Annotated in this window: 13 protein-coding genes; all 13 read left to right on the forward strand. The window is 38.5% G+C overall.

Annotation, left to right across the window (positions count from 1 at the left end):
* Positions 1–21 precede the first annotated feature (21 nt).
* Positions 22–2,235: a phosphoglyceromutase gene (locus JT739_RS06255; protein WP_237660253.1), complete on the forward strand. Its 2,214-nt coding sequence runs from the start codon at positions 22–24 to the stop codon at positions 2,233–2,235.
* Positions 2,236–2,254: 19 nt separating this feature from the next.
* Positions 2,255–3,571, forward strand: a complete 1,317-nt coding sequence (gene hisS / locus JT739_RS06260) for a histidine--tRNA ligase (RefSeq protein WP_237660254.1) — start codon at positions 2,255–2,257, stop codon at positions 3,569–3,571.
* A gap of 14 nt (positions 3,572–3,585) precedes the next feature.
* A complete protein-coding gene (locus JT739_RS06265; RefSeq protein WP_237660255.1) occupies positions 3,586–4,872 on the forward strand; it encodes an amidohydrolase in 1,287 nt (428 codons plus the stop codon).
* 20 nt (positions 4,873–4,892) lie between these two features.
* Positions 4,893–5,660: an MTAP family purine nucleoside phosphorylase gene (locus JT739_RS06270; RefSeq protein WP_237660256.1), complete on the forward strand. Its 768-nt coding sequence runs from the start codon at positions 4,893–4,895 to the stop codon at positions 5,658–5,660.
* 253 nt (positions 5,661–5,913) lie between these two features.
* A complete protein-coding gene (locus tag JT739_RS06275) occupies positions 5,914–6,540 on the forward strand; it encodes a dicarboxylate/amino acid:cation symporter (RefSeq protein WP_237660257.1) in 627 nt (208 codons plus the stop codon).
* A gap of 448 nt (positions 6,541–6,988) precedes the next feature.
* On the forward strand, positions 6,989–7,222 hold the full coding sequence (locus tag JT739_RS06280; RefSeq protein ID WP_237660258.1) for a hypothetical protein: 234 nt from the start codon (positions 6,989–6,991) through the stop codon (positions 7,220–7,222).
* Between the two features lie 109 nt (positions 7,223–7,331).
* Positions 7,332–7,463 carry a hypothetical protein gene (locus JT739_RS12720; RefSeq protein WP_255688451.1) on the forward strand — a complete coding sequence of 44 codons (132 nt, stop codon included), beginning with the start codon at positions 7,332–7,334 and terminating at the stop codon, positions 7,461–7,463.
* A 98-nt stretch (positions 7,464–7,561) separates the two neighbouring features.
* A complete protein-coding gene (locus JT739_RS06285; RefSeq protein WP_370642587.1) occupies positions 7,562–8,407 on the forward strand; it encodes a fumarate hydratase in 846 nt (281 codons plus the stop codon).
* Between the two features lie 21 nt (positions 8,408–8,428).
* Complete coding sequence (locus tag JT739_RS06290; RefSeq protein WP_237660260.1) at positions 8,429–8,986, forward strand: Fe-S-containing hydro-lyase; 558 nt, start codon at positions 8,429–8,431, stop codon at positions 8,984–8,986.
* Positions 8,987–9,013: 27 nt separating this feature from the next.
* Positions 9,014–10,228 carry an NADP-dependent malic enzyme gene (locus JT739_RS06295; protein WP_237660261.1) on the forward strand — a complete coding sequence of 405 codons (1,215 nt, stop codon included), beginning with the start codon at positions 9,014–9,016 and terminating at the stop codon, positions 10,226–10,228.
* A 235-nt stretch (positions 10,229–10,463) separates the two neighbouring features.
* Positions 10,464–11,651, forward strand: a complete 1,188-nt coding sequence (locus tag JT739_RS06300) for a PLP-dependent aspartate aminotransferase family protein (protein ID WP_370642588.1) — start codon at positions 10,464–10,466, stop codon at positions 11,649–11,651.
* Positions 11,652–11,687: 36 nt separating this feature from the next.
* Complete coding sequence (locus tag JT739_RS06305) at positions 11,688–12,467, forward strand: sugar phosphate isomerase/epimerase (protein WP_237660263.1); 780 nt, start codon at positions 11,688–11,690, stop codon at positions 12,465–12,467.
* Between the two features lie 41 nt (positions 12,468–12,508).
* Positions 12,509–13,204: a heptaprenylglyceryl phosphate synthase gene (locus JT739_RS06310; protein ID WP_237660264.1), complete on the forward strand. Its 696-nt coding sequence runs from the start codon at positions 12,509–12,511 to the stop codon at positions 13,202–13,204.
* Positions 13,205–13,555: the final 351 nt, after the last annotated feature.

Genomic DNA, 13,555 nt, shown 5'->3' on the forward strand with positions numbered 1-13,555 from the left:
AATTCAAATGGTGTGATACATATGAAAAAAACCATTGCTTTATTTACAATAATTGCAATAACTATCTTCATTATACCCAGTTACGGATATTCTGCCCAGTTTTCACAAAAAAAAGCGATAATGATAATTGTAGATAATGTGAATTATGATGACTTAATAAACTATGGTCAAAAAAACATAAAGTACCTATTGGAAAATGGCTCCCTTGGCCTTATGAACACAAATTCTGGTGGTGCTTTTTCAAGCGCTAATGCTTATGCAACCATTGGTGCAGGAACCTATGCCATAAGTTCAATAGTTGGAACTTATGCTGGAGGATATGACGATTTATATTATCATGAAAAAATACATGAGGTTTACAAAAGAAATACCGGTAGAGAGATGGCAGAGGAAAATATAGCCAATATAGACATATTAGGTCTGAAACTTCAAAATCAGCGCTTAAATCGTCCTGTTAAAGTTGGCCTTTTAGGTTCACTTCTTAATGAAAATGGGTATAAGACTGCAATACTTGGAAATGAAGCCACTAGCTTAGACGACATTAGTGTAAGTGCTTCATTAATTTCAATGAACAGTGAAGGTATAACCAACTATGGAAAAGTTGATAGCAGCCTTTTAACTAGGGATTTCATGAGCCCTTTCGGTTTGAAAACAAATTACGATGAGTTGTTTAAAGCCTTTGAAGAAGTAAAGGACAAGGCAGATTTCATCGTTATTCAGACCGGAGACACATACAGATTAAACAGGTATATGAGCATTTCAGATGAGAGGCTTGGACAAGTTAAAGCGGATATTTTTAAAGAAATTGATACACTTGTAGGAAAAATCATCGAAAATGGCCATAAAGATATGCTGATTATGTTGGTAGTTCCGTTTCCTTCCAGCGCGGATATTGCAAATGGCAAAAGACTAACCCCTGTAATAGTCTTTGACAATTTATTTTCCAAAGGGGTATTGACCTCCGCCACTACCAAGAGAGATGGGATTATTACTAATACTGACCTAGCAGCCCATATCCTTGCTTATTTTGATATCGCTAAACCGTCCATAGCAACAGGCCATAAGATTGTTTCAAAGAGTGCTGATGAGCCACTGGAATATCTAAAGAACCTAAGTGAAGTTTCCGCTTTTAATTACCAATCTAGGGCAGTTGTTGTTAAGACTTATATTGGTTTTATCATTGTGGTTTTGTTGCTGGCTTTTGTATTTATGATATATTTCAAGGCTTATGTTGCATGGATAAAACCTTTGCTGATTGCTGTGCTCCTGGTGCCAACCGCTTTACTGATTCTGCCTTTATTTAATCCGTGGGATACTGTCAGGTTTACAATCAGCTTAATTTCGACTGTAGTGATATTAAGCTTAGGCATTTATTACTCATTTAAAGACAATTTAAAGATATTTGCATCAACCTGTTTACTATCTACAGGAATTATACTAGTGGATACATATTTAGACAATCCGTTAATGAGGGTCTCAATTCTAGGTTATGACCCTATCATAGGAGCTAGGTTTTATGGCATCGGCAACGAATACATGGGTTTTTTACTCGGTACAACCCTTGTCGGGACAGCTTCTTTGATAGATGCATATAGAGATAAGGCAATGTTTTTGAAAGCTATCAGTTTAGTCATATATGGGGTTGTCCTCATAACTTTGATGCTGCCAACTCTTGGCACCAATGTAGGGGGGACCATGGCAGCTTTCATAGGTCTGGGTACAGCTACACTGCTGCACTGGAAAAGGAAATTAACCAAAAAAGACTTTGTCCTCTTGGTGTGCCTTCTATTGATCTTTTTGTTGGCCCTTTTTGTATATGACAGTATACAGCCATCCGAAACTCAATCTCATATAGGACAAACCAGTTCCCTTATCAAACAAAACAGCGTGTTTGCCCTATTTCAAATATTTGGCAGGAAACTTGCAACTAATTATCGACTTATAGGGCAGTCCAAATGGACATTAGTTCTTATTGCTACGATAGTAACACTGGGTATACTTTTCCGCTGGCCAGTGGGAATATTAAAGGAGATTTTCCGTAAGCACAATCATCTTTATTTCGGATTTATTTCCGGTATAATAGGGACAATAGCGGCTTTTATTTTTAATGATTCTGGTGTGGTTGCAGCTGCCATGTTTATGGTGCCAATTACAATCTCTTTGATATTGATGTGCATTGATGAGGACTTAAAAACAAATTCATACGCTAAGGAAAATTCTAATTATAAAAAGTAGATAAGCATTGGAGGTAAAAATGAGTAAGGATATTGTAAAACCATCAACACTGCCAGGCTTTATGGAATTACTGCCTAAAGATCAGATTCTTTTTAATAAAATCCTAGATACAATCCGCAAAACTTATGAAGAATTTGGCTTTATTCCCCTTGACACTCCGCTCATTGAAAAGTCGGAAGTATTACTTGCAAAAGGAGGAGGAGAAACGGAAAAGCAGATTTACCGTTTCACTAAAGGTGATACGGATATGGCCCTAAGGTTTGACCTTACGGTGCCATTGGCAAGGTATGTGGCCCAGCACTTCTCTGATCTTACTTTTCCATTTCGCCGGTATCATATTGGCAAGGTTTATAGAGGTGAAAAAAGTCAGCGAGGAAGGTTTCGGGAATTTTATCAGTGCGATGTGGATATTATTGGAAATGGCAAGCTCAGTGTAGTATATGATGCGGAAATCGTGAGTATAATATATGCTACTTTTAACAACCTGGGATTTAAGGATTTTACGATTAAGATAAATAACAGAAAGGTTTTAAACGGCTTTTTCGCTTCCCTGAACATAGAAAATACTGTAGATGTTTTAAGAACAATTGACAAGCTGGAAAAGATAGGCGAGAAAAGTGCCATTAGTGAATTAAAGGGCCTTGGGTTTTCGGAGGATACTATTGGTAAAATCTTAAACTTTATCAAAATTCAAGGGACAAATCAGGAAAAACTTCAAGCGTTAAAGTCTCTTGATATGCACACAGAAGTTTTCCAAAATGGCATCGATGAACTGACAACTGTAATTGAATATATTAACAGCTTTGGCGTGCCTGAGAAGAACTATATGATAGATTTGACTATTGCTAGGGGCCTGGATTATTATACGGGGACAGTATATGAGACATTTCTGGACAATTACCCCGAAATAGGCAGCGTATGTTCCGGTGGAAGGTATGAAAATCTAGCAGAATATTATACTACGCAGAAACTGCCGGGTGTAGGCGTTTCCATTGGTTTGACCCGTCTGTTTTATCAGCTGAAAGAAGCAGGTTTACTTGAAAGCGATACCCCGTCCACTTTGACAAAAGTACTGGTTGTGCCCATGGATGCAACCTGTAATGAATATTCTATAAAGGTGGCAAATACTCTCAGGGAAAGTGGCATTATTTCGGAAGTGTATTTTGAAGAGGTCAAAGTAGGCAAAAAGCTCAATTATGCAAACAAACTAGATATCCCTTATGTGGTCTTGATAGGAGAAGATGAGATTCAAAGACAAATGGTATCTCTTAAAAACATGAAAACAGGCTATCAAGAAACACTTGCCATAGATGAGGCCATAAAATCCGTAAAGTGAAAGGGGGATATAAAGTGAATATATTGATTAAGAATGCCAAGGTATTGGTATATGAAAATGGCAAGTTGCTTACGAAAGATGCAGACATTGCAATTAAAGGCAATAAAATTTCTCAAATCGAAAAAATCAAAGCCGATTCTGGGTTTCAAAAAATCATTGATGCAAGTAATATGCTTGCCATGCCGGGACTTATCAATACCCATACTCATTTGTCTATGGTCCTTTTTAGAAACTATGCTGATGATATGCCCTTATTTGACTGGCTTACCAAAAAGATATGGCCTTTGGAAGCTAAGCTCACAAATGAAGCTATCTACAAAGGCTCAATACTGGGTATTGCTGAACTTATAAAAAGCGGCGTAACCGGATTTTTAGATATGTACTTTTTTGCCGATGAAACCATAAAAGCCGCTTTGGAAACAGGTGTCAGAGTTTATATTGCCAGAGGCTTAACCGATGAAGAAGAAGGCAAGGAAGTACAGCTTAATGAAACAAGACGACTTTTTAATGAGTATCACAATCAAGAGGGTAGGGTTAAAATCTATGCAGGCCCTCATGCACCCTATACTTGCAGCCCAAGATATCTTAAAAAGGTAATAGAGCTTGCCAAGGAACTTGATATAGGAATTCACATACATCTCGCTGAAACCAAAAAAGAAGTAGATGAGTGCATTGAAAAATGGGGTAAGACCCCGATTAAACATGTTTTTGATTTAGGACTTTTTGAAAGACCAACTATTGCGGCTCATTGCGTACATCTTAACGATGAGGACATTGAAATCCTTGCAAAATCAAATGTAAGCGTAGCCCACAATCCTACCAGCAATTTAAAACTTGCCAGTGGTTTTGCTCCTGTAGAAAAAATGCTAAAAGCAGGTGTAAATGTAACATTGGGTACCGATGGCGCATCTTCAAACAACAATCTGAACATGTTTGAAGAAATGCATTTGGCATCTATTATGCACAAAGCCTTAAACTATGATGCGGTATCGGTCCCGGCAGAGACTGTCATAAAAATGGCGACAATAAACGGCGCAAAAGCCCTTGGGATTGAAGACGAGTTAGGCAGTTTAGAAGTGGGCAAAAAGGCAGATATAATACTGATAGATTTGAGAAAACCCCATTTAGTGCCACTTAACAATCCACTTTCTGCTATCTGTTATTCTGCTCAAAGTTCAGATGTCCACACGGTTATTGTGGATGGTAAGATCTTGATGGAAAACTATGAGCTAAAGACCATCGATATAGAGAAAGCTATGCATGATGCAGAAGACGCCGCCCGAAAGCTAATTAGAGCGTAAAAGAAGTCAGGAGGGAAATAATGAAAAGGGCCATCATAGGCGGGACAGGTGTGTATGATATCGGTGATTCTACTACACGTGAAATTGAGACCGAGTACGGAATAGCAGTTGTGGATGTGTTAAACATAAACGGTTGTGAAATTGCTTTTATGGCAAGGCACGGCAAAGGCCACTCAGTGCCTCCACACAAGATAAATTACCGAGCAAATATGAAGGCATTAGAGCAGCTAGGTGTAAAATACATATATGCTACTTGTGCGGTAGGCTCCTTAAATGAAAACTATGCTCCTGGGGATGTGGTAGTGCTAAAGGATTTTATGGATTTTACAAAAAGTCGCCCCCTAACCTTTTATGAAGGCGAAAATAAAGGCGTGGCACATGTGGCTATGGATGCTCCATACTGTCGAAACCTGCGCGATAAATTTATCTATCATGCAAAAAAAACAGGCCTTGGAATTAAAGGTGATGCTGTATATGTGTGCACCGAAGGCCCCAGGTTTGAAACTGCCAGCGAAATCAAGATGTATAAAACCCTGGGTGGCGATGTGGTTGGCATGACAAATGTACCTGAAGTGGTGCTTGCAAAGGAACTTGGCATGTGTTATCAGGCGGTAGGGATAATCACCAATTGGTGTACGGGCATCAAAGGGCAGGTCATGGAGCATGATATAAAAGGCATCATGGAGGAGAATAAGGCACTTGTTACCAAAACCTTTATTTCGGTCCTAACCGGTGAAATGCTGTCTCAAGATGCCTGCAACTGTAAGGATTCACTATTAATACTGTAATTTTCAAAGCAAATTAAAAAAAATTAAAGGATTCCAAAATAAGTAAAAGTGTGAAAGGGATAAAATATTATTTTTTATCCCCTTTACTAACTCATATTTTCAGAGATTTAAAAATATATATCCAATTCCAATAATATCATTCTTATAAACATAAAACCTATTTTGAAAAAATATATTTACCATAAAGGGAGGATTGCGCTTGCAAAAGGATTAATAAGAAGAGGGTATTTTTAGACTGTAAGGGAGGTTATTTATGAAAAGGCTTAGTTTATCGACGAAAATTTTCATTGGATTGGTTTTAGGTGTTATGGCAGGCCTAATGCTTCAATCCTCACCAGTAGTTGCGACAACCTATATAAAACCTTTAGGAAATTTATTTTTAAACCTCATAAAAATGATTATTGTCCCCTTGGTCTTATCCTCGTTAGTCGTGGGCAGCGCCAGCACCGGAGATGTAGGAAAATTAGGAAGAATAGGTATTAAAACATTAGCTTATTATCTAGTGACTACTGCCATAGCAGTTATATTAGGGTTATTTCTTGCCAACATAATAAATCCGGGCATTGGATTAAGTATTCCTGTGGATGCGACAGCTGAAGCAAAAGAAGTTCCTTCGGTAATAGAAACCCTCCTAAATATTATCCCGACAAACCCCATTCAATCCATGGCAGATGCAAACATGCTTCAAATTATATTTTTTGCTTTAATTCTAGGAATTGGTATTACTCTAGTGGGTGAGAGAGCCAAACCATTCCTTACTTTTTTTGACAGTTTAGCAGAAGTGTGTTATAAAGTTGTGGCACTAATAATGGCATTTGCTCCTGTAGGAGTTTTTGGTCTAATTGTCAGCTACAGAAGGAGAATTGCATCTACCCACTAAAAAATCTATTTCAACTTAAAACTTTATCTGGCAAATTAAATTTGCAGCCAAACTAACAAGTTTGGCTGCAACATTGGGATAAAGAATTATATAATGGGAAGAATTCTTTATCCCAAATTTTTATTTTTATTGCCTTTTTTATTGGAATGGAGCAAATTTTATAGCCATTCCCTGCCGATTTTAGGCTGCACTGAACTGCCTGTGCTTGCTCAAAAAATAGGGATATCGAAGGAATACATCGACCCTTCATTTATACTTGCTAAGTGCTGTGTTGAGCGAGCAAAAGGAATGAATAATAAATGAAATAAAGTTTTACGGAATTATCAAATTAAAAAATAGAATTGTTTTATATCATAAGATGATTTATATTTTAAGGAGGAAATAAAGTGCTAAAAATACGTTTAAACATGATTTCTCGATGAAAAAGCAGTGCCAGCGGATGTATATTATGGAATACAAATCCAACGGTCGTTGGAGAATTTTCCTATTACGGGCTACTGACCCCATAAAGAGCTGGTATTGGCTCTGGTCATGGTCAAAAAGGCAGCCCCTTGCCAATATGAAAGCAGGGCAATTGGATAAAAAAATAGGGGATGCTATTGTACAAGCTGCCGATGAAAAATCCTTATTTGAAAGCAAATATGTGGATCAGTTTGTAGTAGACGTTATAAGGCGGTGTTAGTTAGCACTTCATTGTAAATATGAATACTAATGAGAAAGGTGTATTGTGGGAATACAGGCAAACACAGAAATTATGCCAGAACATGGTTGAAAGGAGCGTCGGGATTATTATGGCACTAGTGCCTTATATTGGCTATGAAAGTGCATCAAAACTTGCTGAATACGGGTTAAAAGCGCCAAAACTGTGCCAAATAATTTCTGAAAGAGGCATTTTAACACCTGAAGAAATAGGAAAAATATGAGTTCTAAGAAAATGACTGAACCGAGAAGATCCGCAATAAAAAAAGAGCTTCGATATGTAGCAATATTAAGGATTGGAAACAACAGTGAGGTGAGTTACGTGCGTGAGATTAAAGCGGAAGTTATACAAAATACTGTTCGGGACTTATTTTTGCAAGCTAATTATTTTATAGGAAAAGATGTTTACGATAAACTAAAAGAACAGTGCGAAATTGAAGAATCACCTGTTGGCAAATCAGTCTTAAAACAGATAATTGAAAATGACGAGATTGCATCTAAGGAACAAATACCCATTTGTCAAGATACAGGGCTTGCAGTTGCCTTCATTGAGCTGGGTCAAGAAGTGCTAATAGTTGATGGAGATTTTAATGAAGCCATAAACCAGGGAGTTAGAGAGGCATATACAAAAGGCTTTTTGCGCAAGTCAGTGGTTAGTGATCCTGTATTTGACAGGAAAAACACAAAAGACAACACACCTGCAATAATTCACGTAAAAATCGTGCCTGGCGATAAAGTAAAGATTACTGTAACTGCAAAGGGCATTGGCAGCGAAAACATGAGCAGTTTGAAAATGCTAAAACCCGCAGACGGTGTAGAAGGCGTAAAAAAATTTGTTGTGGACACTGCCGTAAATGCCGGCCCGAATCCCTGTCCTCCTATTATCGTTGGAGTAGGCATCGGAGGTACAATGGAAATGGCTGCGATTCTTTCTAAAAAGGCATTGCTGCGGCCTGTTGGACAATATAACGGGGACCTGCGCTATGCCCAGCTTGAAGATGAGATTTTACAGGAGATAAATAAATCCGGCATAGGGCCAGGGGGCCTTGGGGGCAGGACCACAGCTCTTGCGGTGAATATTGAGTATTTTCCCACCCATATAGCAGGCCTGCCTGTAGCCGTAAATATCTGCTGTCACGCATCGCGCCACGCGGAAAAAGTTATATGATAGTGGAGGAGGAAAAATCTTGTGGAAAATGTAATTAGAATAATGACTCCTGTTACCACTGAAGAAATTAGAAAGTTGAGAGCCAAAGACAATGTGCTGATAACAGGGGTGATATATACTGCCAGGGACGCAGCTCATAAACGGTTGGTGAATCTTTTAAATGAGGGAAAAGAGCTGCCTATCGATTTAAAAGGACAGATTATATACTATGTAGGGCCTGCCCCGGCTAAACCCGGTTATGCTGTAGGTCCTGCGGGACCTACCACCAGTTACCGAATGGACCCTTATACACCCCAGTTATTGAAACTTGGCCTTAAAGGAATGATTGGGAAAGGCACAAGGTCTAAGGAAGTAATTGATGCCATGAAAGAACACGGTGCAGTGTACTTTGGGGCAGTAGGCGGTGCAGCGGCTTTGATTGCTAAAAGTATTAAAAAGGTTGATGTGGTATGCTATGAAGACCTGGGTGCTGAAGCTATACATAGATTTTATGTTGAAGATTTTCCTGCAATAGTCGTTATTGATTCTCAAGGGAACAATCTTTACGAAACGGAACCTAAAAAATATAGAATAAAATAGATTATTATAAATTTAGGAGGTTTAACAATGGATATAAAAACAGATGCTCTAAAACTACATAGAGAAAATCAAGGCAAGATTGAGGTTATAAGTAAAGTTCAATTGAAGAATAGAGAGGATTTAAGCCTTGCTTATACACCAGGTGTGGCTGAACCGTGCAAGGAAATAAGCAATGATAAGGATTTAGTATATGAATATACATCAAAAGGGCACATGGTTGCCGTTGTTACTGACGGATCTGCAGTGTTGGGTTTGGGTAATATCGGTCCTGAAGCAGCAATGCCTGTTATGGAAGGTAAAGCAGTGCTTTTTAAATATTTCGGTGGAGTTGATGCATTTCCAATCTGCCTTGACACCCAGGATGTGGATGAAATCGTAAAAACCGTAAAATACTTAGCACCCACTTTTGGAGGAATCAACCTGGAAGATATCTCAGCACCCAGATGTTTTGAAATTGAAAATAGACTAAAACAGGAACTTGATATTCCCATTTTCCATGATGATCAACACGGTACAGCTGTGGTATCTCTAGCTGCAATCATAAATGCCGTAAAAATCGTAGGAAAAGACATAAAGGATGTGAAAGTTGCCATAAATGGAGCGGGAGCGGCAGGTGTAGCCATAGCGAAACTCTTGCTTTCAGCGGGTGTTGCCGATGTAATTGTATGTGACAGCAAAGGTATAGTGTCAAGAGATAGGACGGATCTAAATCCCAGCAAACAAGAGTTGGCCGAAATTACGAATAGACAAAATATAAGCGGAAGCATATTTGATGCGTTAAAAGACACCGACATCTTCATTGGAGTATCCGGCCCCGGAACGGTAACGCAAGACATGGTAAGAGCCATGGCAAAAGATCCAATCGTCTTTGCTATGGCAAACCCTATACCTGAAATATATCCGGATGAGGCAAAAGCGGCAGGAGCAAAAGTGGTAGGAACCGGCCGTTCAGATTTCCCAAACCAGATAAATAATGTCTTGGCATTCCCCGGTATTTTCCGCGGAGCTCTAGAAACCAGGGCAACAGATATAAACGAAGACATGAAAATTGCAGCTGCCCATGCAATAGCATCCCTAATTGCTCCTGAGGAATTGTCACCGGACTACTGCATTCCCGGAGTCTTTGATAAGCGTGTAGCGGCCTATGTAGCATGTGAAGTAGCAAAAGCTGCAATGAGAACGGGAGTTGCGAGACTCCAAATTGACCCTGAAAAACTGAAAGAGGCAATGATGAAAGAATAAAATATAAGATCAATAAAACTTACGTATTATGTTTAGGCCATTTTCATGGTCTAAACATATTTTTTTGGTCATTTTTGGTGCATGTAAAACTACCTTTTCTTTAACTGCTATTTTTGGTGAAAGTAATCATTTCCAGTTTTAGACTTAAAAAGGTTTTGAAAATAATGTATAATTTTTATTAACAAGATTACAGGCAGTTATTAAAATGCTTATTGAGAATAACTTAACAGGGGGAATAATATTGAGTAAAGACTATGGCTTTGATACTCTGTCGATTCATGGAAGCCGGAAACATAAAAATCCGATGGGTGCTTTAAATCCTCCTATATTTATGACAAGCACTTTTGAGTTCGATGATGTTAAAGATGCCGAAGCTATTATGAACTTTGAAAAACAGGGGTTTATTTATACCAGAGGCAATAATCCTACATTAAAATTATTTGAGCAGAGAATGAGCGAGCTGGAAGAGGGTGAAGATGCAGTAGCATTTGCGTCAGGAATGGGAGCCATATCCTCCGTATTGCTTTCCCTTCTATCTCCAGGTAATAATGTAGTAGTACATAAAACTTTGTACGGCTCCAGCTTTACGGTTACACATAAACTCCTTCCAAAATACCATATAACTTGTAAAAACGCGGATTTTACCAAGCCTGAAACTGTGGAAAAAGCTATTGACCACAACACCAAAGTTTTGTATTTTGAAACACCATCAAACCCAAATCTAGAGATAATAGATATAGAGCAGATAGTGAAACTGGCAAAGTCAAAGGGAATCAAAGTTGTTGTGGATAACACCTTTGCGACGCCTTATTTTCAAAGACCCCTTACCTTCGACGTTGATGTGGTAGTCCACAGTGCAACAAAATACATATGTGGCCACGGCGACGCCCTGGGAGGTGTTGCCGTATCAAAAGATACGGATTTCATACAAAAGCTCAAATTTGACTATATGTGCGAATTAGGTGCTGTTATGAGTCCCTTTAACGCATGGCTAATGCTTCGAGGATTAAAGACATTAGGTGTAAGAATGCGGCAGCATGAAGCCAATGCCATACAAGTTGCAGAATTTTTAGAAAAACACCCAAAGGTTAAATCGGTCATATATCCAGGCCTTAAAACCTTTAAAGGCCACGAACTTGCAAAAAAACAGATGGACGGTTTTGGAGCAATAATAAGTTTTGAGGTAGAAGGGGGACTGGATAAGGCTAAAAAAGTAGTAAATAGCATGAGACTTGCCAAACTTGCAGTGAGTTTGGGAGATTGCGAAACCCTAATTGAACTTCCGGCTGCCATGACCCATGCTGGGTATCCTAAAGAGAAACTAAAAGATTTCGGCCTTTCAGAAAGCATGATAAGGATTTCTGTTGGAATTGAAAATGTGTCAGATATTATAGAGGACTTAGACTATGCCCTAAATGTCTAAATTATCACTTTTATTAACTGATAAAGGAGAAGATTAATGGCCAAGTCCGGAATATTTTCTTGGTTTGGGTTTGTGATGCCTTTATCAAAAAGACTCGAACTTATTAAGAGTGCCGGTTTTGATTCGACTTGCCTTTGGTGGGAAGATGAATGGGGAGATTACCCTGTCAAAAAAGCGGACATGCCTAAAATGGCAAGAGATTTTGGATTGATATTAGACAATATTCACACACCCACTTGCAATTCCAATGATTTATGGAGTGAGGATCCTTTTGCCCGATCAAAAATCATAAATCAGTACTTGAACTGGCTGGAGGACTGTGCAAGATTTGATATTCCGATAATGGTCATGCATATTATGGAAGGAGATATTCCACCAAAGCTCAGTAAATATGGAGTTGAAAGCATTTCGCATCTTACTTTAAAAGCCCAGGAGCTAAATGTAAAAATAGCTGTGGAAAACACTAGATTTACCGATGGCATTGCCCTTATTTTATCGGAAATAGACTCGGAATATTTGGGTTTTTGCTATGATAGTTCACATGCAAAATTAAATAAGGCCGAGTTTTTATTGAAAGATTTTGGCCATAGGCTGATTACCTGCCATATTTCGGACAATGACGGTCAGAAAGACAGGCACTGGCTGCCGGGAAATGGTGTAATTGAATGGGAAGATTTTTGCAACTCTTTTCCGAAAGAAAGTTATTCGGGTAATATGATTCTCGAAGTATATCCAACAGACGATGAACAAAAAGCAGGGCCGAAGGAATTTTTACATAAAGCATTCAAAAGCATTTCAAATTTAGTTAAATATTAACTGATAAAGCTTTTGCGACAAAAGCTAAGTGGAGGTATTTAATGTTTCCGGAGTGGAAAAACTGGCGTCATGTAGTAAAACTTGATCCAGACAAACCAGCAAATGAATCATTAATAGAGCAAGTTGTAGCGAGTGGCACAGATGCCATAATTGTGGGAGGTACACAGAATATCACCAGGGAAAAGGTCCTGAAGTTATTTAGACTTTTAAAGCCATATCCATTACCCAAAATCCTGGAAGTGTCTGCGATAGATGCGATAACCTTTGGATTTGACGGATATTTAATACCTGTAGTCTTAAATGCAGGCCATCCCAAATGGCTTATAGGCGCCCATAAAGATGCAGTAAAGCTCATAGGAGAACTGATGGACTGGACAGAAGTTTTACCTGAAGGCTATATAATTTTAAATCCAGACTGTGCTGCTGCAAAACTTACAAAAGCAATATTTCCACTAGACAAAGAAGATGTTTTGGCATATGCCCGCTGTGGGGAGAAGCTTTTTGATCTTTCCCTGATTTACATAGAATACAGTGGAAAATTCGGCGATCCGGAACTGGTATCATATATTAAAAATGGTTTAACAAATGCCAAAGTGTTTTACGGCGGAGGTATAGATGACGCTCAAAAGGCCAAAATGATGAGCAAAGCAGCGGATACCATTGTCGTGGGAAATATGGTTTACACTGAGTCAATTAGAAATTTACGAGATACGGTAAAAACTGTTAAAAATAACTAACACTTTGCAACCAGAAAGTTTGTGAGTTGGGCATTTCCAGAGGTGAAAATATGAATTTTACCTGTTCAAAATGCATGAAAAAAGTTGATGTAACAACCCACCAACCAAACTGTGAATGTGGCGGACTGTGGGATCTGGAGTTTACTCCTCCGCTTTTTGATTCCAGTTTAATTGATAGGAGCACCTGGGGATTGTTTAGTACAGGGCCTTTTTGCCTGTTCAAGATGCGGTAGAAGAAACGAACTTAACTTATATAAAAGTTTAATAATTGATATAGAAAGACCAACTATTAAAAGTCAAATAAAATATGTAAAAAAACTATAAATGAGATCCAACTAAAAACAGGCATCA

Source organism: Tepidanaerobacter sp. GT38, from assembly GCF_021991635.1.
Lineage (GTDB): Bacteria > Bacillota > Thermosediminibacteria > Thermosediminibacterales > Tepidanaerobacteraceae > DTU063.